This window comes from Blastococcus sp. SYSU DS0539 (genome assembly GCF_054050855.1).
Map to the genome: position 1 here is coordinate 122,462 of NZ_JBJHAF010000009.1, position 21,328 is coordinate 143,789.

Consider the following 21,328-nt stretch of genomic DNA (forward strand, 5'->3'; position numbering starts at 1 on the left):
GCGCAACATCTGGGGGCTGACGCGGCGGCGGACCGTCGACTTCGGCCGCGTGACCGTGGACCGCTGTCGGGGCTGACGCCTCCCCGCCCGGTCGACCCTCACCCAGAACGGAACCACCCCCGTGCTCGCTCGTCTCCGCCGCGTGCCCTTCGCGGCGCAGGTCCTCCTCGCCCTGGTCGTGGGCGTGGCCCTCGGCTTCGTCGCCCGGGAGTTGGGCACCGTCGCCGACGGCTCGCCCAACTGGCTCACCAGCACCCTCCAGACCATCGGCAGCACCTTCGTCACGCTGCTGAAGACCCTCGTCCCGCCGCTGATCGTCACCGCGGTGATCGTCAGCATCGCCAACCTCAAGCAGGTCTCCAACGCGGCCCGCCTGGCCGCCCAGACGCTGCTGTGGTTCGCCATCACCGCGCTGATCGCCGTCGGCATCGGCATCGGTCTCGGCCTGCTCACCCAGCCGGGCCGCAACAGCTCGGTCGACGCCGCGGCGCAGGAGGACCCCACCCGGACCGGCTCCTGGTTCGACTTCCTGAACGGCATCGTGCCCGGCAACGTCCTCGGCCTGCAGTCGTCGGCCGAGGGCGACCTGTCGTTCAACGTCCTCCAGCTGATCGTCATCGCCGCGGCGATCGGCGTCGCGGTGCTCAAGGTCGGCGACGCGGCCGAGCCGTTCCTCGGCTTCGTCCGCTCCGCGCTCGCCGTCGTCCAGAAGGTGCTGTGGTGGGTCATCCTGCTGGCACCCCTGGGCACCGTCGGCCTGATCGGCAACGCGGTCGCCAGCTACGGCTGGGAGTCCCTCGGCTCGCTCGGCGTCTTCGCCGGCGCGGTCTACGCCGGTCTCGCTCTGGTGCTGTTCGTCGTCTACCCGGTGCTCCTGCGGCTGCACGGCCTCTCGCCGCTGCGGTGGTTCGCCGGGGCCTGGCCGGCGATCCAGCTGGCCTTCGTCTCGCGCTCGTCCATCGGCACGCTGCCGGTGACCGAGCGGGTGACGGAGCAGAACCTGGGCGTCCCGCGGTCCTACGCCTCGTTCGCCGTCCCGCTGGGCGCGACGACGAAGATGGACGGCTGCGCGGCGATCTACCCCGCCCTGGCGGCCATCTTCGTCGCCCAGTTCTTCGGGGTGGACCTGGGCCTCACCGACTACCTGCTCATCGTCCTGGTGTCGGTCATCGGCTCGGCGGCCACCGCCGGCGTCACCGGCGCGGTGGTCATGCTGACCCTCACGCTGTCCACCCTCGGCCTGCCGCTGGCCGGCGTGGGTCTGCTGCTGGCCGTCGACCCGATCCTGGACATGGGGCGCACCGCGGTGAACGTCGCCGGGCAGGCGCTGGTGCCCACGATCGTGGCCAAGCGGGAGGGCATCCTCGACCTGGAGCGCTACCGCTCGACGAAGACGATCGACCCGCTCGCCCCGGTGGAGGAGCGCGGCGGCGTCGACGCCGACCTGCGGGAACCCGCGACCGCGTAACGCCGCACCCCCCGGGCACCGACGGGCCCGGACCTCCTCGCGAGGTCCGGGCCCGTGGTCACTCCGCGGGCAGGTCGGCGCAGCCGGACTCGTGCGGCAGCAGCGGGCGGAGCTGCACCGACCACCGTGATCCGTCGCGGGAGGTCCACGGGGTCGCCGAGCCGGCCGACGCCGCGGCGTCCAGGACCGCCTGCGCAGCTGCGCCCTCGGCCGTGACGCAGGCGACCCCGGGGGCGACCGGCTCGCCGGGGAGCTCCGGGCCTGGCCACGGGTGCTCCGGCTGGACCGGCTCGACCTCCACGTACGGGGTCACCAGCGCCGCCACCGCCTCGGGTCGGTACGGCTCCGGCCCGGTCACCCGGTCGGCGCCCAGGACCGTCGCCGGGTCGCGCAGCTCGTCCACGAGCGCGAGCAGCCGCTGGCGGGCGGCGATCTGCTCCTCGGTGAGCCCGTAGCGCCCGTCCGCGCCGGGGGGCGAACCGATCCCGAGGGCGTAGGCGTCCCGGGTCACCGTCTCCCCGTCCGTGCGGAGGACGAACCGGGTGCTGGTCACGTCGGCCACCGGCGGCGCGCCGAGGTCGCCGGTCTCCGCGACGCCCGCGGCGAGCGCCCGGTCGACCAGCTCCCGCGTTCCGCCGTCGTCGAGCAGGTACTGCTGCAGGTCGGGCAGCGCGGGCGCCGGCCAGATCGCCGGCACCGGGCCGTCGGTGATCACCCGGCCGTCGGAGTACACGGTGACGGTCGGGACCCGGCCGGTCAGCATCGCGGGCGTCGTGTAGCCGCCGGTCTCCAGGACCTGGAGCACGACCGTCGCGTCCTCGGTCCCCGGCGCGGCCGGGGACCCCGCCCCGCCGGCGCCCTGCCCGCCGGTCCGCTGCGCGCAGGCGGCCAGCAGGAGGACCAGCACCACCGCGGCGACGGTGCGCACGGGACGAGTCGGCATACGGGTACGACGGCGGGCCCGCCCGGATGGTTCCGTCCCCGCGGGAGCCCTCCGGCGTCCGGCCGGTACCGTCGGCGCCCGTGCGTCTGGTCATCGCCCGCTGCTCCGTCGACTACATCGGTCGGCTCACCGCTCACCTGCCTCCGGCGACCCGCCTGCTGCTGGTGAAGGCGGACGGGTCGGTGTCGGTGCACGCCGACGACCGCGCCTACAAGCCGCTGAACTGGATGAGCCCGCCCTGCCGGCTCGAGGAGGACCTCGCCGACGGCTCGGGCACGTGGACGGTGACCAACAAGGCCGGCGAGCAGCTGATCATCAGCATCGAGGAGGTCCTGCACGACCACGCGCAGGAGCTCGGCGCGGACCCCGGCCTGCAGAAGGACGGCGTCGAGGCGGAGCTGCAGCGCCTGCTCGCCCTGCACGTGGAGACCTTCGGGCCGGGCTGGTCGCTGGTGCGCCGGGAGTACCCGACGGCGATCGGGCCGGTCGACCTGCTCTGCCGCGACGCCGAGGGCCGGGTCGTCGCGGTGGAGATCAAGCGCCGCGGCGAGATCGACGGGGTGGAGCAGCTGACCAGGTATCTCGAGCTGCTCAACCGCGACCCGCTGCTCGCGCCGGTGAAGGGCGTCTTCGCTGCCCAGGAGATCAAGCCCCAGGCACGGGTGCTCGCGCAGGACCGCGGGATCGACTGCGTGACCGTCGACTACGCCGTCCTCAAGGGCACCGACGACCCGTCCCAGCGGCTCTTCTAGCCACCGCCCGGCAGCGATGTGCGCCGATGGCGCCCTGCCCGGTCCCAGGGGTGCCATCGGCGCACATCGCTGCGGCGTCCGGTTACCGCCCGGTAGTCCCCGCACGGCCGGGAACGGCGGGTGAGAGACTGCCCGCGATCACCGGTGGTGGGAGGAGATGGCAACGTGGCCAGGGAACTGAACGAGGTCGGCGTCGTGGGGCTGGGCACCATGGGTGCCGGCATCACGGAGGTGCTCGCACGGGCGGGCCTGTCGGTCACCGCCGTGGAGGTGAACGACGAGGCGCTGGCGCGCGGCCGGGGCCACCTCGAGCAGTCCACCGACCGGGCGGTGGCCCGGGGCAAGCTCGACGCCGCCGACCGTGACGCGATGTTCGAGCGAATCAGGTTCTCCACCTCGCTGGAGGACCTGAGCAACGTCGAGCTGGTCATCGAGGCCGTGCCCGAGCGGATGGAGCTCAAGGCCGAGCTGTTCGCCAAGCTCGACAAGATCTGCCCGCCGGACACCATCCTGGCGACGAACACCTCGAGCCTGTCGGTCACCGAGCTGTCGGTCGTCACCGGCCGGCCCAGCAAGGTCATCGGGATGCACTTCTTCAACCCGGCGCCGGTCATGAAGCTCGTCGAGGTGGTGCGCACGGTCGTCACCGAGCCCGCGGTGGTCGAGGACGTCGAGGCGCTGGCCGAGCGGCTCGGCAAGGTCGACGTGACGATCGGCGACAAGGCGGGCTTCATCGCCAACGCGCTGCTGTTCGGCTACCTCAACCACGCGGTCTCCATGTACGAGAACCGGTACGCCAGCCGTGAGGACATCGACGCGGCCATGCGGCTGGGCTGCGGCCTGCCCATGGGGCCGCTGGCGCTCATGGACCTCATCGGCATCGACACCGCCTACGAGATCCTCGACACGATGTACAAGCAGTCGCGCAACCGGCTGCACGCGCCGAGCCCGGTCATCAAGCAGATGATGACCGCGGGCCTGCTCGGCCGGAAGGTCGGCCGCGGCTTCTACTCCTACGCCGAGGCCGGCTCCGCCGAAGTCGTCGCCGACGACGCCACCCCGACCCCCGGCGGCGCCGCCGAGGGCGCCCGCCCGGTGCAGACCGTCGGCGTCGTGGGCTCCGGCACCATGGCCACCGGGATCATCGAGGTCGTCGCCAAGGGCGGGTACGACGTCGTCTTCGTGGCCCGGTCCCCGGAGAAGGTCGAGGTCGTCACCAAGGCGCTGGCCAAGTCCCTCGACAAGCAGGTCGTCCGCGGCCGGCTCGACGAGGCGGCCAAGGACGAGATCCTCGGCCGGGTCACCGGCACGACGTCGCTGGACGACCTCGCCGACCGCGACCTGGTCATCGAGGCCGTCGTCGAGTCCCTGCCGGTGAAGGAGGCGCTGTTCGCCAACCTGGGCGAGATCGCCAAGCCCGGCGCCGTGCTGGCCACGACCACCTCGAGCCTGCCGGTCATCGAGTGCGCCAAGGCCAGCGGCCGCCCGGCCGACGTCGTGGGGATGCACTTCTTCAACCCCGCGCAGGTCATGAAGCTGGTCGAGGTCGTGTCGACGATCTCCACCGCCCCGGACGTCGCGGCGACCATCCACGCGGTCTCGGCGAAGCTCGGGAAGCACGCGGTCTCCTGCACCGACCGCGCCGGCTTCATCGTCAACGCACTGCTCTTCCCGTACCTGAACGACGCGGTGAGGATGCTGGAGGCGCACTACGCCACCGCCGACGACATCGACGCCGCCATGAAGGTCGGCTGTGGCTACCCGATGGGGCCGTTCGAGCTGCTCGACGTCGTCGGCCTCGACGTCTCGCTGGCGATCGAGAAGGAGCTGTACACCGAGTTCCGCGAGCCGGGCTTCGCGCCGGCGCCGCTGCTCGAGCACCTGGTCACCGCCGGCTACCTCGGCCGGAAGTCCGGCCGCGGCTTCCGGGACTACGCCGGCCGCTGACGGGTGCCCCGTCGCCGTCCACGGGCCGGCTCCCGACCAGCAGGTCGGGAGCCGGCCCGTCGCGCGGACCCGGTCGAGGAGGCGTCGGACGGTGACTGGGTCGTCCGGGCGATCACCGGGGCGGCCACGGGCAAGACCTACCGCTGCCCGGGCTGCGACCAGGAGATCCGCCCCGGGACGCCGCACGTGGTCGCCTGGCCGGCCTACGCCCGGAACTCCGACCTCGACCCCTGGGACGTCGACTCGGCGGCCGACCGGCGGCGGCACTGGCACACCGCCTGCTGGCGGGCGCGCGACCGGCGGCGCTGAGCGGGCTCAGCCGATCAGCTCGGCCGACACCACCACGTTGTCGCGGTAGCTGCCCAGGCCTTCGTCGAACGGCCCACCGCAGGTGATCAGCCGGAGCTCGGCCGCCGGCGTGGGGGCGTAGACCACCGGTCCGGGGAACGCCGTCTTCGCGTAGCGGTCGACGGCGGTGACCCGGAAGCGGGCGGTCGTGCCGTCGGCCCGTGCCACCCGCACCTCGTCCCCGGGGGTGACCTCCGCCAGCCCGCTGAAGGCGCCCGGGCGGCCGGCCCAGTCCACGTGGCCGGTGAGGACGGCCGGACCGGGCGCACCGGGGAGCGGGCCGCCGGTGAACCAGCCGGTCAGCTCCGGGTCCGCCGGGGGGACGAGCGCGCCGTCGCGGTCCAGGCCGGCACCGACGACGGCGGTGTCGATGCCCGCGGCCGGAACCTGCAGCCGGACGGGGGCCGCGGCTCCGGCGGACGGCGGCGGAAAACGTGCCGCGGCGGTGAGGACGGCGAGGACCTGCGACAGCCAGCCCTCGGGAGCGCCCGGTCCACCGCCGGCCTCGACCCCGCCCTCGGGCGACACCGCCGGTCCGGTGGCGTCCACGACCGGGCGCAGTTCGACGCCGCCGCCCGGCCGGTCGAGGACCAGCACCGTGCCGACCGTGCCGGCCGGCAGGTCCAGGGCGACGGCCACGTCCGTGCCGGGCACCCGCACGACGTGCCGGCCGCCGGGCACCGCGACCGGGGCGCCTGCCCCGGGGAAGCGCAGGTCGGTCGCGAGCGGCGGGCCGTCGTCGAGCACCACGTCGACCGACGGCAGCGTGGCCGCCGCCGCGAGCACCCGGAGCCGTGCCGCCCCCGGGGGAGGCGCGCTCAGGTCGTCGGGGAGCGGCGACAGGGACAGCCGGGCGAACGAGCCGGTGAGCGCCACGGTCCACGCCTGGCCGGCGGACACCTCCAGGCGGGTGGCGAGTACCGGGGGCGTGGTGACCGGAGCGCCGGCGGCACGGACGCTGACCGCGTACGCGCCGGCCGGCAGCTCCGCGTAGCCGCCGACCTCCCCGTAGCCGAGCCCACCGGCCACCACGGGCCCGGGATCGGTCAGCACCTGGCCGGGCGGTGCGGCCGGGGTCAGGGAGACGTCGACCGCCGGGGTGTCGGGGGAGAGGTGCGCGACGCGCAGCAGTCCCGCCCCGGCCTCGTCCGCCAGTGCCCGGCCGGGCGCGGCCAGGACGCCGCCGAGCGCGACGAGCAGCAGGGCCAGGACGGCCGACAGCCCGCGTCCGGGCCGGACGCGGGCTGTCCCGGGGCGGGGCAGGGGCGTCAGGAGCGCCCCTGGCCCACCGGCTGGTCGATCGACTGGGTGGCGGCCGGCTGGGGGGCCGTGCCCGGGCCGGTGGGCGTCGGCCGCGGTGGCATGGGCAGCTGCCGGGTCGTCGGCTCACCGGAGCGCTGGGCGGCCGGGAGGGTGGCGGTCACCGGCTCGGGACGGGTGGGCTGCCGGGCTGCGGCGGCCTCGCTCTCGCCCCGGGTGACCCGGACGGCCGGCTGCTGCCCGGTCTGCGGCCCGGCGACCTGCGCCGGGGACTGGGCGGCGGGCGCCGGCTGGGCCTCGGGAGACGGCTGGGCCTCGGAAGCCGAGTGCGCGGCCGGTGCCGGCTGGGCACCCGGTGACGGCTGCGCCGCGGCGGCCGGCTGCCGGGCCGGAACCGCCGGCTGCTCGGGCGAGGTGTCCGGAGCGGCGTGCGCCGCCGGCTGCGGGCGGCGCCGCTCGGCGCCGGCGTCGTCGCGGGACTGCGGGGCGCGGTCGCCGAGGTCGGGCAGGGTGTCCAGCAGCCGGCGGGCCTCGACCAGCCGGCTGGTCAGCTCGTCGCGGACCTCGCGGATCGCCTCGGCACGGGCCTCGGCCTCGGCGACCAGCTGGGCCGCGTGCTGCTCGGCGGCGGCGATCCGCTGGCGGGCGGCCTGGACGGAGACGCGCTCGCGGTCCTCCTCGGCCCGGGCGGCCTCGGCCCGGCGGGCACGCTGCGCGATCTCGAAGTCCTCCTCGACCTTGGCGCGGCGGGCCTGGGACTCGGCGTCGAGCCGGGCCACCCGCTCCTGGGCCTTGGCGACCAGCTCGTCGGCCCGGATCTGGGCCTTCTGCGCGATCTGCTCGGCGCTCTGCCGCGCCTCGCCGATCATCCGCTCGACCTCGGCCTGCCCCGCGGCGTGGCGCTCGAGCAGCGCCCGCTCCTCGGCGGCGGTCTGCTCGCGGACGGCCATGGCGTCGGCCTCGGCGGCGCGGCGGATGTCCGCCGCCTCCTCCTCGGCCAGCTGCAGCATGTGCTGGATGCGCTCGCTGATGTTCTCGAACGTGGGGGCCGAGGCGGTCGCGGCCTTGCGGCGCAGCGACTCGACCTCGCCGTGCAGGGCCGACAGCTGGCCGGCCAGGTCGGCCGTCCGGGCGGCGGCGGCGTCCCGGTCGGCCAGGGCGATGCGGAAGTCTTCCTCGAGCCGCTCGATCGTCTCGGCGACCTGCCCCTTGTCGTACCCCCGCAGGACCACGTCGAACGAGTGCGACGTCGGGTGCATCGGCAGATCGCGGCGGTGGTCGCTCATACGTCCATCCTCGCAGAAGGGGAAGGGCTCGTCACCGGTCGGACGGGGACCGGATCCCAGGTGTCCCGGCCGTCCCTGGTGCCACGCCGGGGAGCGTGCGACGAGGGCCGGGCCGCGGTGCGGCCCGGCCCTCGCCGTACGTGCTGCAGGCAGCTTCCTCGATTAGATGCCGCGGAAGCGGTTGATCGCGTCGAGGTGCTTCGCGCGCTTCTCGGCGTCCTTGACGCCGAGGCCCTCCTCGGGGGAGAGGGTCAGGACGCCGACCTTGCCCTGGTGGGCGTTGCGGTGGACGTCGAGGGCGGCCTGGCCGACCTCGGTCATCGGGTAGACCTTGGACAGGGTCGGGTGGATGAGGCCCTTGTCGATGAGCCGGTTGGCCTCCCACGCCTCCTTGTAGTTGGCGAAGTGCGAGCTCAGGATCTTCTTCAGGTTCATCCACAGGTAGCGGTTGTCGTACTCGTGCAGGTAGCCGGTGGTCGAGGCGCAGGTGATGATCGTCCCGCCCTTCTTGGCCACGTAGACGCTGGCGCCGAAGGTCTCCCGGCCCGGGTGCTCGAAGACGATGTCGACGTCCTCACCGCCGGTGAGCTCGCGGATCTTCTTCCCGAAGCGCTGCCACTCCTTGGGGTCCTGGGTGCGCTCGTCCTTCCAGAACTTGTAGCCCTCGGCGGAGCGGTCGATGACCAGCTCGGCGCCCATCTTGCGCACGATCTCGGCCTTCTCCGGGCTGCTCACCACGCAGACCGGGATGGCGCCGCCGTTGAGCGCCATCTGGGTGGCGTAGGACCCCAGGCCACCGGAGGCGCCCCAGATCAGCACGGTGTCGCCCTGCTTCATGGCCGCACCGTTCTTGCTGACCAGCTGGCGGTAGGCGGTGGAGTTGACCAGCCCGGGGCTGGCCGCCTCCTCCCAGGACAGGTGGGCCGGCTTGGGCATGAGCTGGTTGCTCTTGACCAGCGCGAGCTCGGCCAGGCCACCGAAGTTGGTCTCGAAGCCCCAGATGCGCTGCTGCGGGTCCATCATCGTGTCGTCGTGGCCGGCCGGGTCCTCGAGCTCGACCGACAGGCAGTGCGCGACGACCTCGTCACCCGGCTTCCACTTGTTGACGCCGGGGCCCACCCGCAGCACGACGCCGGCCAGGTCGGAGCCGACCACGTGGTAGGGCAGGTCGTGCCGCTTGGTCAGCGCGTTCTGGCGCCCGTAGCGCTCCAGGAACCCGAACGTCGAGACCGGCTCGAAGATCGACGTCCAGACGGTGTTGTAGTTCACCGACGACGCCATGACGGCGACGATCGCCTCGCCCGGCCCCAGCTCCGGCGTCGGGACCTCCTCGACGTGCAGCGACTTGCGCGGGTCCTTGTCCCTGGTGGCCAGGCCCTCGAACATGTCCTGCTCGTCCTTGCGGACCAGCACGGCGCGGTAGGACTCCGGCACTGCCAGGCCCCCCAGCGCATCCAGCTGGTCGGCGAGGATGGCGTCCCTGATCTCGTTCACGCGTACTCCCGGGTCATCGGTGGCCGTCGTTCGGCCGGCTCGGAGGGCGGTGCGGGTGGATGGATGTTACCCGCTGGTAACCGAGCGGGTTCAGCGGGTCAGTGGGCGGGGTTCGCGGCGGGCTCGACGAGCTCCACCAGGACGCCGCCGGCGTCCTTCGGGTGGATGAAGTTCACCCGGCTGTCCGACGTCCCGCGCTTGGGGACGTCGTAGAGCAGTCGCAGGCCGCGCTCGCGCAGCGTGGCGCTGACCGCCTCCACGTCGTCGACCCGGAAGGCCAGCTGCTGCAGACCCGGGCCGGAGCGGCCGATGAACTTGGCGATCGTCGACTCGGGCGTGAGCGGCGCGAGCAGCTGGATGCGGGTGTCCCCGTCACCCACGGCGAGCATGGCCTCGCGGACGCCCTGCTCCTCGTTGGTCTCCTCGTGCACCGACTGCACCCCGAAGGCCTGGGCGTAGAAGGCGATCGCCTCGTCCAGGTCGGGGACGGCGATGCCCACGTGGTCGATGGTCGTGAACAGGCCCGCGGGCAGTCCGGCGGGGGCGCTGGAGCGCTCGGCGTCGTTGGTGGTCACGCGGGCATGATGCCGCCCAGTCGTCTGAGACGTCAGCTCGGAGTGGTGCGGCTCACCTCTCGGGCGGAGTGGCCGACCCCCGGGCGTGACCGCGGCCACAGAACTGGGCCTGCCGCGGGTCGGAACGCCGTCCTATCCTTCCGGGAAGGCCCGACGCCGCGCCTGCCCGCGACCTGCCGGTCGCGGCCCGGCGCGGCGCGTCCCGACAACGTGGTCGCCACCGGCGGCGGCCCGGCACTGGAGGCAGCATGTCCCGCTCGGTCATCGTCAGCGGCGCCCGTACCCCGATGGGGCGGCTCCTCGGCTCGCTCAAGGACTTCTCCGCGGCCGACCTCGGCGGCGTCGCCATCAAGGCCGCCCTCGAGCGCGCCGGCATCTCCGGCGACCAGGTCGACTACGTGATCATGGGTCAGGTCATCCAGGCCGGCGCCGGTCAGAACCCGGCCCGCCCGGCCGCGGTCGCCGGTGGCATCCCGATGTCGGTGCCCTCGCTGACGATCAACAAGGTCTGCCTCTCCGGCCTGTCCGCGATCGCGATGGCCGACCAGCTGATCCGCGCCGGGGAGTACGACGTCGTCGTCGCCGGCGGCATGGAGTCGATGACCCAGGCCCCGCACCTGCTCGCCAACTCGCGCACCGGCACGAAGTACGGCGACACCAAGCTCGTCGACTCCATGGCCCACGACGGCCTCTCCGACACCTTCGACCAGGTCGCGATGGGCGAGCTGACCGAGAAGGCCAACTCCCGCTACGACCTGACCCGCGAGGAGCAGGACGAGTTCGCCGCCGCCAGCCACCAGAAGGCCGCCCGCGCGGCCAAGGACGGCATCTTCGCCGAGGCGGTCACCCCGGTCCTCATCCCGCAGCGCAAGGGCGACCCGATCGAGTTCACCGAGGACGAGGGGATCCGCCCCGACACCACCGCGGCGAGCCTGGCCAAGCTGAAGCCGGCCTTCGCCAAGGACGGGACGATCACCGCGGGCACCGCGTCGCAGATCTCCGACGGGGCCTGCGCCGTGGTGGTCATGAGCGCCGAGAAGGCCGCCGAGCTGGGCATCACGCCGATCGCCGAGATCGGCGCGCACGGCGTCGTCGCCGGCCCGGACGCCACCCTGCAGAGCCAGCCGTCGCGGGCGATCCAGAAGGCCTGCCAGCGGGAGGGTATCGACCCCAAGGACCTGGACGTCGTCGAGCTCAACGAGGCGTTCGCCGCCGTCGGCATCGTCTCCACCCGCGAGCTGGGCATCGACCCCGAGAAGGTCAACCCCAACGGCGGCGCCATCGCGCTGGGCCACCCGGTCGGCATGAGCGGTGCCCGCGTCGTGCTGGACGTCGCGCTGGAGCTGCGCCGCCGGGGTGGCGGCGTCGGTGCCGCCGCGCTGTGCGGTGGCGGTGGCCAGGGCGACGCACTGATCCTGCACGTCCCCGCCAAGGCGTGAGCTCGGACGGCACCGCGGTACAGCCGGACGCCTCCGCCGCCCCCACGGGGCGGCGGGGGCGGCGTTCGGTCGACGTCCCGACCCTCGTCGCGCGCGCCCGCGAGGGCGACGCGCGCTCGGTGGCCCGGCTGATCTCCCTGGTGGAGGACGCCAGCCCCGCGTTGCGCGAGGTGGCCGCCGCGCTGGCGCCGCACACCGGCCGTGCCCAGGTGATCGGGCTGACCGGCTCCCCGGGCGTGGGCAAGTCGACCTCGACGACGGCGCTGGTCCGGGCACTGCGGCGGACCGGCAAGCGGGTCGGCGTCCTCGCGGTCGACCCGTCGTCCCCCTTCTCCGGGGGCGCCCTGCTCGGTGACCGCGTGCGCATGCAGGACCACGCCGGCGACAGCGGCGTCTTCATCCGCTCGATGGCCTCCCGCGGCCACCTGGGCGGGCTCTCCTGGGCGACCCCCCAGGCGCTGCGGGTGCTCGACGCGGCGGGCTGCGACGTGGTGCTGATCGAGACCGTCGGCGTCGGGCAGTCGGAGCTGGAGATCGCCTCGCTGGCCGACACCACGCTGGTCCTGGTCGCCCCCGGGATGGGCGACGGCATCCAGGCGGCGAAGGCCGGGATCCTGGAGGTCGCCGACGTCTTCGTCGTCAACAAGGCCGACCGGGACGGCGCGGACCAGACCGTGCGCGACCTGCGCTACATGCTCTCCCTCGGTGGGCGGCACTCCGAGGCCGGCCACTGGCGCCCGCCCATCTGCCGCACGGTCGCCGCCCGGGACACCGACAACGGGGTCGACGACGTGCTGGCGAAGATCGAGGAGCACCGGCAGTGGCTGGAGTCCTCCGGTGAGGGCCACCGCCGGCGCAGCGAGCGGGCCGCCCGCGAGATCGAGGCCATCGCGCTGGCCACCCTGCGCGAGCGGATGGGCGACGTGCGGGGGTCGGCCGCGCTGGGCGCGCTCGCCGACGCGGTGGTCGCCGGCGGGACCGATCCGTACCTCGCCGCCGACGAGCTGCTCGGTCAGCTGTAGGCGCTGACCGGGCAGGTCGCGCGCGGTGCGGCCAGGATGGACGGGTGAACGGACCACGGCAGTGAACGGCAAGCCGGACGCCGTCGTCGTCGGAGCGGGACCCAACGGGCTGGCGGCGGCGCTGCGCCTGTCGGCCGCCGGCCTGCGGGTGCAGGTGGTGGAGGCGGCCGAGCGCCCCGGGGGCGGGATGCGCACCGAGGAGCTCATGCGCCCCGGCTACCACCACGACGTCTGCTCGATCGTGCAGCCGATGGCGGCCGCGGCGCCGTTCTTCCGGGAGTTCGACCCGGAGAGCCGCGGCGTGCGCTTCGCCCAGCCGGAGGTCAACTTCGCCCACCCGCTCGACGGCGGGCGCGCGGCGGTCTCGGTCCGCTCGCTGGAGGAGACGGCGGCGGGGCTGGGGAGGGACGGCGACGCCTACCGCCGGCTGTTCGGGCCGCTGGTCGAGTCCGGCACAGACGTCGTCGACTTCTTCCTGACCAGCCGGCTGCGCCGCCTGCCCACGCGCAGCGTGCCGCAGATCGCCCAGTTCGGGCTGGCCGGTCTGCCCAACGTGCGCTGGCTGGCGCGCCGGCACTTCGACACCGAGGAGGGCCAGGCGCTGATCGGGGGCGCCGCCGCCCACGGCATGCTCGACCTCAGCCAGCCGCTGACCTCGGCGCTCGGCATGCTGCTCACGATGCTGTCCCACCACGCCGGGTGGCCGCTGATCGAGGGCGGGTCGCAGAAGCTGGCCGACGCGATGGTCACCGCGCTCGAGGAGCAGGGCGGCGAGGTGGTCACCGGTCACCACGTCACCGACCTGCGCGAGTTCGACGGGGTCCCGGCCGTGCTGCTGGACACCACGCCCGAGGCCTTCGTCGGGATGGCCGGCGACCGGGTGCACGAGGGCTACCGCCGCTGGGTCTCCCGGTACCGCCACGGCGCGGGGGTGTTCAAGATCGACTGGATCCTGTCCGAGCCCGTGCCGTGGACGAACCCCGACGTGCGGCGGGCCGGCACCATCCACGTCGCCGGGAACCTGGAGGAGACCATCGCGGGGGAGCGCGCGCCCAACCGCGGGCAGATCACCGACCGCCCGTACGTGCTCGCGGTGCAGCCCACGGTGCCCGACCCCACCCGCGCACCGGAGGGCGGGCACATCTTCTGGGCGTACGTGCACGTGCCGCACGGCTCGCAGGTCGACATGACCGACGCGATCGAGCGGCAGATCGAGCGGTTCGCGCCCGGGTTCCGCGACACGGTGCTCGAGCGCCACACGAAGAACGCGGTGGCGATGGAGGAGTGGAACCCCAGCTACCTGGGCGGGGACATCTCCAACGGCCAGGCGACGCTGCGGCAGATGCTGGCCCGCCCGGTGCCGCGGTGGAACACCTACAAGACCCCGGTGAAGGGCGTCTACCTGGCGTCGGCGGCGACCCCGCCCGGGCCCGCCGTGCACGGGGCCTGCGGTGACAACGCCGCGCAGGTGGCGCTGCGCGAGGTGTTCGGCGTCCGGCACCTGCCACCCCTGCGCCCCGCCCTCCGCTGAGCCGCCGTCAGGAGGGTTCGACGTTCCGGCAACTCGCCATGCCGCCGATATGCGCACCGATGCGGTTGTCGAGCACGGAGAACCGCAGTCATGCGTATCGCGGCGCGCGCAGCGCCGCCGCGATGCGGGCGACCAGTGCGACGGGGTCACGGAGGTCCGCGGCGGTCACGAAGACGACCGTCCACCCGGCCGCGGTCAGCCGGTTCAACCGGCGCCGGTCCTTGCCCACCTGCTGAGGTGCGCCGTGCCAGACGCCGTCGTACTCGAGGGCGACCCTGTGCTCCGGCCAGCCGAAATCGACGAAGGCGACGAAGCCACCGGCGTCGCGCACCTCGTACTGGGCGACGGGCCGCGGCAGCTTCGACCGGTCCAGCAGGAGTCGCAGGCGGGTCTCCTGGGGCGACTGGGCGAGCCCGTCAGCCCGGGAGGCCGCCAAGCGGATCCCACGGCATCCCGGGCCGGTGGTCGCAGCCGCCGCCCTGCGCACTTCCGGGGAGCGTGACCAGGCCCGAGCGCAGGAACTGGTCAAGGCAGACCACGGCCTCGTCCGGTGGCTCGATGCGGGCCAGGTCCAGCGCCGTCCGCAGCGGGGTCGTGACGAGGACGCCACCTCGCCGGACGACGTCCTCGGGCGGCAGGCGTCGTCGGGTGACCTGCACCCCGCGCACCGCGCCCGCCCGCCGGTCGGCGGCCAGCGTGCATTCGACCGGTTGGTCGGGTTCGGCGAGATCGACTCCCCACAGCACCGCCGCGCTGCGGCCGCTCAGCACGGCGCCCGGGAGCAGCAGCCCCGCGACGGCGAGAGCCCGGCGGCGATGGGTCACCGGTAGCGAGGCGCAGGCGTACACGTCGGGGAAGAGTCGCCGCCACGCCGCGCTCCGCAGCTGCGCCCGGGTCAGTCGACCCCGTGCCACCTGGTGCGAGCCGCGGAATATCCGGCCGCGCAGCTGCACCGGCCGGTCGGGCGTTCTGGTCACCCGGGAACTCTGTCGCGTCCGGCGGGGGCGACGGGCAGTCGTCCACAGGCCCGAGCCCCCGCCCCGGGCGGCCCTCCTGCGCCGATATGCGCATCGACGCGGGTATGGCCATCCGATAACGGCGTCCGTACGCATATCGGCGACGAGGCGGGCTGGCGGTGGCGTCCCGGTAGCGTTCGGCGCATGGTCCGACCGCTGGGGCTGCCCTTCGACCCGATCGAGCGGGCGGGGGAGACGTGGGAGCAGCGCTTCGGCCCGGCGTCGGCCATGCGCGCGGCGACGTCGGTCTTCCGGGTGCAGCAGATCCTGCTCGCCCGCTTCGACGAGGTGCTCAAGCCACACGGCCTGACCTTCGCCCGCTACGAGGTTCTCGTGCTGCTCACCTTCAGCCGCAGCGGCGAGCTGCCGCTGAAGGTCATCGGCAGCCGGCTCATGGTGCACCCGACCAGCGTCACCAACGCCATCGACCGGCTGGTGGCCGCGGAGTGCGTGACGCGGCGGCCGAACCCGGCCGACGGCCGCGGGGTGCTGGCGGCGATCACCGACCGCGGGCGCGCGGTGGTGGAGGAGGCGACGACGGCGCTCACGGCGCTGGACTTCGGGCTGGCCGAGCTCTCGGAGCCCGAGCGTGAGGAGCTGTTCGGGACGCTGCGGAAGGTCCGGCTGGGCGCCGGTGACGTCGCCGGGACAGATGCCGGGTGACGGTCGACACAGGATAGTTGGACGTCCTAACATCTGGTCATGACCCAGGACGCGCGGCAGCGCTGGCAGCAGCGGTACGACAAGGCGCTCGCGGCGGGGCGGGTGCGGGACGCCGACTTCACCACCCTCTCCGGCGTGGAGGTCGACCCGGTCTACGGCCCGGCCGACGAGAGCGCCGTCGAGAACTTCGAGCGGATCGGCTATCCCGGCGAGTTCCCGTTCACCCGCGGCCTGCACGCCACCGGCTACCGCGGCCGGGCGTGGACGATCCGCCAGTTCGCCGGCTTCGGCAACGCGAAGCAGACCAACGAGCGCTACAAGATGATCCTGGCCGAGGGCGGCGGCGGGCTGAGCGTCGCGTTCGACATGCCCACCCTCATGGGGCGTGACTCCGACGACCCCCGCGCCCTCGGCGAGGTCGGGCACTGCGGGGTCGCGATCGACACCGCCGCGGACATGGACGTGCTCTTCGACGAGATCGACCTCGAGGCCACCACGACGTCGATGACGATCAGCGGCCCCGCCGTCCCGGTGTTCTGCATGTACCTGGTCGCGGCCGAGCGCCAGGGCGCCGACCTGGGGGCGCTCAACGGCACGCTGCAGACCGACATCTTCAAGGAGTACATCGCGCAGAAGGAGTGGCTCTTCCCGCCCGAGCCGCACCTGCGCCTGATCGGCGACCTGATGGAGTACTGCGCCGAGAACATCCCGGCCTACAAGCCGATCAGCGTCTCGGGCTACCACATCCGGGAGGCCGGCTCGACCGCCGCGCAGGAGCTGGCCTACACGCTGGCCGACGGCTTCGCCTACGTGGAGCTGGGGCTCTCCCGCGGGCTCGACATCGAGCAGTTCGCCCCGGGGCTGTCCTTCTTCTTCGACTCCCACCTGGACTTCTTCGAGGAGATCGCCAAATTCCGCGCGGCCCGCCGGATCTGGGCCCGGTGGCTGCGGGACGTCTACGGTGCGCAGACGGAGAAGGCCCAGCAGCTGCGGTTCCACACCCAGACCGCCGGGGTCAGCCTCACCGCGCAGCAGCCGGACAACAACATCACCCGGACGGCGATCGAGGCGCTCGCCGCGATCCTCGGCGGCACCCAGTCGCTGCACACCAACGCCCTGGACGAGGTGCTGGCCCTGCCCAGCGCCAAGGCGGCCCAGATCGCGCTGCGCACCCAGCAGGTCATCGCCGAGGAGACCGGCGTCCTGAACGTGGCCGACCCGCTGGGCGGCTCCTGGTACGTCGAGGCGCTCACCGACGAGATGGAGCGGCAGGCGGAGGAGATCTTCGCCCGCATCAAGGACATGAGCTCCGACGGCACCATGACGGCGGGCATCCTGCGCGGCATCGAGGACGGCTGGTTCACCGGCGAGATCGCCGAGGCGGCGTTCGTCTACCAGCGGGCGCTGGAGAAGGGCGACAAGAAGGTCGTCGGGGTGAACACGCTGACCGGGTCGGTGGACGCCCACGACAAGCTGGACATCCTCCGGGTCAGCCACCAGGTGGAGATCGACCAGAAGGCCGAGCTCAGCGCTCGACGGGCGGCACGGGACGACGCCGCCGCCCGTGCCGCCGTCGCGCGGATGGTCGAGGTGAGCCGGACGGAGCAGAACATGGTGCCCGCCATGCTCGACGCGGTCCGGGCCGAGGCGACCCTGGGCGAGATCTGCGACGCGCTGCGCACCGAGTGGGGGGGCTACACCGAGCCGGCCCGGTTCTGAGCGGGCCCGGCGCACGTCCTCGGCGGGCGGTGGGATCATGGACCCCATGCAGCCGACCCGTCCCGGACGCCCCGACCCGCGCACCCAGGCCCAGCAGGCCCAGATGGCGGCCACGATGGCCGGTGCGGTCGACCTCGCCGCCGTGAAGGCCCGGTCCGAGGCGGCCGCGCGGGCGCAGGCGGCCCCGCCGCCGAACGCCGCCGCACCGGCCGGTGCTCCGGGGGGCGCCGTCGTCGACGTCACCGAGGCGACCTTCCAGGCCGAGGTTCTCGACCGGTCGTTCCAGGTGCCCGTGGTGCTCGACCTGTGGGCCGAGTGGTGCGGGCCGTGCAAGCAGCTCTCCCCGGTGCTCGAGGCGCTCGCCGTCGAGGGCGGCGGCTCCTGGGTGCTGGCCAAGGTCGACGTGGAGGCCAACCCGGCGCTGGCCCAGGGGCTGCGGGTGCAGGGCATCCCGGCCGTCAAGGCGGTCTGGCAGGGGCAGCTGGTGGCCGAGTTCACCGGTGCGATCCCCGAGGAGCAGGCGCGCCAGTTCGTCACCGAGCTGGTGCAGGCCACCACCGGCGGGGCGGTGCCGGGTGCGGAGGCGCCGGCGGAGGTGGAGGACCCGCGCCTGGACGCCGCCGAGGCGGCGCTGGAGCGCGGTGACCTGGCCGCCGCCGAGGCTGCCTACCAGGCGATCCTCGCCGAGGAGCCCGAGCACCCGGACGCGTCGCTGGCGCTGCGCCAGGTGCAGCTCTTCCGGCGGGCCGAGGAGGCCGGGCCCGACGCGCTGGCCGCCGCCGACGCCGCACCCGACGACGTCGCCGCGCAGACCCGCGCCGCGGACTTCCTGCTCGGCACCGGCAACATCGAGGCGGCCTTCGACCGGCTGCTCGACGTGGTCCGGCGTACCGCGGGCGAGGACCGGGACGCGGCCCGCAAGCACCTGGTGGAGCTGTTCGCCGTGGTCGGCGACCAGGACCCGCGGGTGAACCAGGCGCGCCGCCAGCTCACCGCCGCGCTCTTCTGAGCCGCGGGCCGGCCTAGACCCCGACGTCGCAGGCGGTCGCCCCCTCCACGAAGCCGCCGCGGAAGACGTCGACCAGCTGGAAGCCGGACAGCCCGGCGGCGCCCAGGACCTCCTCCTGGACGCCGTACTCGAGCAGGAACAGCACGCTCTCGTCCAGGTCGCCGGGTGAGACGTCGACGTCGGGCACCTGCCCGGCGTACACCGCCGCGCTGAACCAGCCGGCCAGGCAGATCGCCGAGCGGATGGCACCCGGGTCGGCCGGGTCCAGCCCGAGCTGGTCCCGCGCGCCCAGGGCGTAGGGGACGGCGATCGCCGTCGCCACCGCGAAGTCGCCCAGGGCGTACGCCTCGGTGGTGAGTCCCTCGTCGTAGCCGACGACGTTGCCCTCCGCGCAGTACACGAGGTCGCGGTCGGCGGGGGCGCAGCCGGGGGCCCGGCCGGAGAAGGGCTCGATCGGCGGCGGGTCGAACTGCGCGCCGAAGACGTCGGCGAAGGCCCGGTCCCAGAACGCGGGCAGCGCCCCGTCGACGACGGAGACCAGCGCCTCGTACGGCAGGTTGCCCTGCCGCCGGAAGTCGTCGTCGGACGTGAACGGGCCCTGGGTGAACACCCGCTGCGGCCCGAACCGGTCGCGGCACGCCGTCGGCCCGTCGTCGAAGCCCTCCTGGAAGGCCGAGACGCGGTCGAAGTAGGAGCCGTGCGCGGATTGCTCGGCGGTGCTCGTGCCCACCGGGTCCCGGAGCAGGAAGTAGCCGCGCAGCAGGTCGTCGAGGTCGGCCTCCTCCAGCTCCGAGCGCTCGGCGTTCCCGGCGGCGACCCAGGCGGTCCACGCCCCGGCGAGGCAGTCGGCCTGCGTCTCGATCGCGATCGATGCGGAGGGGGCGCCGACCCGGCCCTGGACCGCGTGCCCGAACTCGTGCGCCATCACCAGCGCGGGCAGGAAGCGGCCGTACCCGGACGCGAGCTCGGCGAGGAAGGCGCGGTCGTAGGTGATCGAGTCGGAGTTCGGCCCCTGCGCGGCCTGGCAGTAGAAGGCGTTGTTCTCCACCTCCCGCGGATCGGCGCCGCAGCCGACCCCGTCCGGGTACTGCCGCGGGTCGAGGTTGCCGGGGTCGACGCTGAAGTAGCCGCCCTGCAGCGGCTGGAAGCCGGTGCCGAACACCGCCGGGAACTCGCCGGCCCAGAAGACCTCGAGGTCGCCGAGCGCATCGGCGGCGAGCACGTCGACCTCCTCCGCGGTGGCGCCGACGACGGGGGAGTCGCCGCCCGGGGTCGCCCCGGGGGCCGGCCGTGACGAGCGCGGCGGGTCCAGCACCACGACGGCGCAGCCGGACAGGACGCCGGTGAGCAGCAGGGCCACGCAGACGGCGAGCGCGCGCGTCCGGCGCCGGAGTTCCATGCCTCCTGCATCGGCTCCGGGGCCCCGGCGCAAACGCCGGGCGGATCAGCCGAGGAGCTCGCAGGCCTCGCCGCCGTGCAGGAACCCGCTCCGGAAGGCGCCCACCAGCTCGAAGCCGGACGTGTCGACGTCGGGGAAGACCCGGTCGTCGACGCCGTACTGGAGCAGGAACTGCACGGCCTCGTCGAGGTCGCCGGGGCTGATCTCGGCCTCGAGCAGCTCGCCGAAGGCGTCGTCGTACCACTGGGCCTCGTACCAGCCGGTGAGGCAGACCGCCGACCGCGTCGCGGCACCGTCGTCGACCGACAGCCCGGCCTGGTCGCGCACCGCCAGGGCGTAGGGCAGCGCCATGGCGGTGGCCAGGGCGAAGTCACCAATCTCGTCGTAGGCCGGCACGGCGAGGTCGCCCTCGTCGATGTAGACGGTGCGGTCGTCCCGGCAGTAGCCGAGGTCCCGGCCCGCGAGGCCCGGGCAGTCCGGGGCGTCCCCCTGGAACCCGTCGACCTCCGGTGGCTGGAACCCGCCGCCGAACGCGGTGGGGAACACGTCCCCGTAGAAGGCGGGCAGCGTCGTCCCTACCCAGCCGACGATGTCGTCGAACTCCGCGTTGCCCTGGTCGAGGTCGGTGGGCAGGAACTCCGCGGCGGTGAACAACCGGTCCGCGCCGAAGGCGTCGCGGCAGGTGCCCGGGCCGGAGCCGAAGCCGTCGTAGAAGGCCGAGACCCGGTCGAAGAACGAACCGTGCGCCTCGACGTCGTCAGGGTCGCTGCCGACGTCGTCACGCAGGAGCAGGAACCCGCGGATGACGTCGTCGAGCTCGGGCCGGCGCAGGGAGACGTGGCGGGACCCGCCGTCGGCGACCCAGCGCGTCCACGCCCCGGCGAGGCAGTCGGCCTGGGTCTCGTCCTGGATGCTGCGGCCGGACTCGGCGAACCCGAAGCGGCCCTGCAGGGCGTGCCCGAACTCGTGCGCCAGCACCACGGGCACGAGGAAGCGGCCGTAGTCGTCGGCGAGCTCCTGCAGCAGCGAGCGGTCGTAGGCGATGACGTCGCAGGCCGGGTCGTAGAACGCGTTGCCGGCAACGTCCTCGGGCGCGGTGTACGACCCGGCGCAGCCGATGCCGGTCTCCGGGTAGGCGCTCTCGTCGAGGTCGCGGGAGTCGACCGCGAAGTAGCCGCCGGCGAGCGGGGTGTACTGCTCGCCGAAGTGCTCGGGGTAGGCCTGCGTCCAGAACGACTCCAGGTCGGCCAGCGCGTTGCGGGCGAGCTGGTCGATGGGCTCCTCGCTGACGCCGGTGATGGGGAAGTCGCCGGCGGGGACGTCGACCGGCGCGCCCGCCCCGGGGGCGGCCTGGCCGCGGACGGTGTCGGGAGCGCAACCGGTGAGCACCAGCCCGGCGACGACCACGGGGGCCAGCCGGTGCAGCAGCTGTCTCATCCGGCGGTCCCCTCCACGTG

The 21,328-nt window shown here is 73.9% G+C and carries 19 protein-coding genes; 10 read left to right on the forward strand and 9 right to left on the reverse strand.

The features are described 5' to 3' along the window. Positions 1-121 precede the first annotated feature (121 nt). On the forward strand, positions 122-1,468 hold the full coding sequence (locus ACI790_RS12965; RefSeq protein WP_456570180.1) for a dicarboxylate/amino acid:cation symporter: 1,347 nt from the start codon (positions 122-124) through the stop codon (positions 1,466-1,468). A gap of 58 nt (positions 1,469-1,526) precedes the next feature. On the opposite strand, the gene ACI790_RS12970 is transcribed toward ACI790_RS12965, so the two are convergent. After that, positions 1,527-2,411: a hypothetical protein gene (locus ACI790_RS12970; protein ID WP_456570181.1), complete on the reverse strand. Its 885-nt coding sequence runs from the start codon at positions 2,409-2,411 to the stop codon at positions 1,527-1,529. Between the two features lie 80 nt (positions 2,412-2,491). On the opposite strand from ACI790_RS12970, the gene nucS reads away from it, so the two are divergent. From nucS to ACI790_RS12985, 3 genes are all read left to right on the forward strand, one after another. Beyond that, complete coding sequence (gene nucS / locus ACI790_RS12975) at positions 2,492-3,163, forward strand: endonuclease NucS (RefSeq protein ID WP_456570182.1); 672 nt, start codon at positions 2,492-2,494, stop codon at positions 3,161-3,163. 165 nt (positions 3,164-3,328) lie between these two features. Continuing rightward, complete coding sequence (locus ACI790_RS12980) at positions 3,329-5,110, forward strand: 3-hydroxyacyl-CoA dehydrogenase family protein (RefSeq protein WP_456570183.1); 1,782 nt, start codon at positions 3,329-3,331, stop codon at positions 5,108-5,110. Positions 5,111-5,113: 3 nt separating this feature from the next. Next, positions 5,114-5,419: a hypothetical protein gene (locus tag ACI790_RS12985; protein ID WP_456570184.1), complete on the forward strand. Its 306-nt coding sequence runs from the start codon at positions 5,114-5,116 to the stop codon at positions 5,417-5,419. A gap of 6 nt (positions 5,420-5,425) precedes the next feature. Here the strand turns inward: ACI790_RS12985 and ACI790_RS12990 are convergent, their stop codons facing one another. The 4 genes from ACI790_RS12990 to mce form a co-directional block, all read right to left on the reverse strand. Continuing rightward, positions 5,426-6,730 carry a class F sortase gene (locus ACI790_RS12990; RefSeq protein ID WP_456570245.1) on the reverse strand — a complete coding sequence of 435 codons (1,305 nt, stop codon included), beginning with the start codon at positions 6,728-6,730 and terminating at the stop codon, positions 5,426-5,428. Further along, positions 6,727-8,004 (reverse strand): hypothetical protein, encoded by a 1,278-nt coding sequence (locus ACI790_RS12995; RefSeq protein ID WP_456570185.1) that lies wholly within the window; start codon positions 8,002-8,004, stop codon positions 6,727-6,729. Before ACI790_RS12995 ends, ACI790_RS12990 begins: the two co-directional genes overlap by 4 nt. A gap of 162 nt (positions 8,005-8,166) precedes the next feature. Continuing rightward, complete coding sequence (ccrA, locus tag ACI790_RS13000) at positions 8,167-9,498, reverse strand: crotonyl-CoA carboxylase/reductase (RefSeq protein WP_456570186.1); 1,332 nt, start codon at positions 9,496-9,498, stop codon at positions 8,167-8,169. Between the two features lie 98 nt (positions 9,499-9,596). Then, positions 9,597-10,073: a methylmalonyl-CoA epimerase gene (gene mce, locus ACI790_RS13005; RefSeq protein ID WP_456570187.1), complete on the reverse strand. Its 477-nt coding sequence runs from the start codon at positions 10,071-10,073 to the stop codon at positions 9,597-9,599. A gap of 248 nt (positions 10,074-10,321) precedes the next feature. Here mce and ACI790_RS13010 point away from each other — a divergent pair, with 248 nt between their 5' ends. The 3 genes from ACI790_RS13010 (at position 10,322) to ACI790_RS13020 (ending at position 14,065) form a co-directional block, all read left to right on the forward strand. Continuing rightward, positions 10,322-11,512 carry an acetyl-CoA C-acetyltransferase gene (locus tag ACI790_RS13010; RefSeq protein WP_456570188.1) on the forward strand — a complete coding sequence of 397 codons (1,191 nt, stop codon included), beginning with the start codon at positions 10,322-10,324 and terminating at the stop codon, positions 11,510-11,512. Continuing rightward, positions 11,509-12,534, forward strand: coding sequence for a methylmalonyl Co-A mutase-associated GTPase MeaB (gene meaB / locus ACI790_RS13015; protein WP_456570189.1), 1,026 nt, complete (start codon positions 11,509-11,511; stop codon positions 12,532-12,534). The genes ACI790_RS13010 and meaB overlap by 4 nt, the downstream gene beginning before the upstream one ends. A 61-nt stretch (positions 12,535-12,595) precedes the next feature. Further along, entirely contained in the window at positions 12,596-14,065 is a 1,470-nt protein-coding gene (locus ACI790_RS13020) for a phytoene desaturase family protein (RefSeq protein WP_456570190.1), read from the forward strand. A gap of 88 nt (positions 14,066-14,153) precedes the next feature. Here ACI790_RS13020 and ACI790_RS13025 read toward each other — a convergent pair whose 3' ends face one another. Further along, complete coding sequence (locus ACI790_RS13025; protein WP_456570191.1) at positions 14,154-14,501, reverse strand: endonuclease domain-containing protein; 348 nt, start codon at positions 14,499-14,501, stop codon at positions 14,154-14,156. Beyond that, the gene (locus ACI790_RS13030; protein ID WP_456570192.1) at positions 14,482-15,042 is read right to left on the reverse strand and encodes a type IV toxin-antitoxin system AbiEi family antitoxin; all 561 of its coding nucleotides are present in this window, start codon (positions 15,040-15,042) and stop codon (positions 14,482-14,484) included. The genes ACI790_RS13025 and ACI790_RS13030 overlap by 20 nt, the downstream gene beginning before the upstream one ends. Positions 15,043-15,225: 183 nt before the next feature. Here ACI790_RS13030 and ACI790_RS13035 point away from each other — a divergent pair, with 183 nt between their 5' ends. The 3 genes from ACI790_RS13035 to ACI790_RS13045 are packed head-to-tail and all read left to right on the forward strand — an operon-like array spanning position 15,226 to position 18,472. After that, complete coding sequence (locus ACI790_RS13035) at positions 15,226-15,744, forward strand: MarR family winged helix-turn-helix transcriptional regulator (protein WP_456570193.1); 519 nt, start codon at positions 15,226-15,228, stop codon at positions 15,742-15,744. Positions 15,745-15,783: 39 nt separating this feature from the next. Continuing rightward, complete coding sequence (locus ACI790_RS13040; protein WP_456570194.1) at positions 15,784-17,463, forward strand: acyl-CoA mutase large subunit family protein; 1,680 nt, start codon at positions 15,784-15,786, stop codon at positions 17,461-17,463. A gap of 46 nt (positions 17,464-17,509) precedes the next feature. Continuing rightward, entirely contained in the window at positions 17,510-18,472 is a 963-nt protein-coding gene (locus tag ACI790_RS13045) for a tetratricopeptide repeat protein (RefSeq protein ID WP_456570195.1), read from the forward strand. Positions 18,473-18,485: 13 nt separating this feature from the next. Here the strand turns inward: ACI790_RS13045 and ACI790_RS13050 are convergent, their stop codons facing one another. Together ACI790_RS13050 and ACI790_RS13055 are read right to left on the reverse strand one after the other, a co-directional pair. After that, entirely contained in the window at positions 18,486-19,871 is a 1,386-nt protein-coding gene (locus ACI790_RS13050; protein ID WP_456570196.1) for a neutral zinc metallopeptidase, read from the reverse strand. Positions 19,872-19,916: 45 nt separating this feature from the next. Continuing rightward, the gene (locus ACI790_RS13055) at positions 19,917-21,308 is read right to left on the reverse strand and encodes a neutral zinc metallopeptidase (protein WP_456570197.1); all 1,392 of its coding nucleotides are present in this window, start codon (positions 21,306-21,308) and stop codon (positions 19,917-19,919) included. Positions 21,309-21,328: the final 20 nt, after the last annotated feature.

Bases quoted from the DNA above. Each gene is read 5' to 3' on its own strand.
- ACI790_RS13035 (WP_456570193.1), top strand. From the start codon at position 15,226: ATGGTCCGACCGCTGGGGCTGCCCTTCGACCCGATCGAGCGGGCGGGG.
- ACI790_RS13010 (WP_456570188.1), top strand. From the start codon at position 10,322: ATGTCCCGCTCGGTCATCGTCAGCGGCGCCCGTACCCCGATGGGGCGG.
- ACI790_RS12995 (WP_456570185.1), bottom strand. From the start codon at position 8,004: ATGAGCGACCACCGCCGCGATCTGCCGATGCACCCGACGTCGCACTCG.
- ACI790_RS13050 (WP_456570196.1), bottom strand. From the start codon at position 19,871: ATGGAACTCCGGCGCCGGACGCGCGCGCTCGCCGTCTGCGTGGCCCTG.
- ACI790_RS13055 (WP_456570197.1), bottom strand. From the start codon at position 21,308: ATGAGACAGCTGCTGCACCGGCTGGCCCCCGTGGTCGTCGCCGGGCTG.
- ACI790_RS13040 (WP_456570194.1), top strand. From the start codon at position 15,784: ATGACCCAGGACGCGCGGCAGCGCTGGCAGCAGCGGTACGACAAGGCG.
- ACI790_RS12970 (WP_456570181.1), bottom strand. From the start codon at position 2,411: ATGCCGACTCGTCCCGTGCGCACCGTCGCCGCGGTGGTGCTGGTCCTC.
- ACI790_RS13045 (WP_456570195.1), top strand. From the start codon at position 17,510: ATGCAGCCGACCCGTCCCGGACGCCCCGACCCGCGCACCCAGGCCCAG.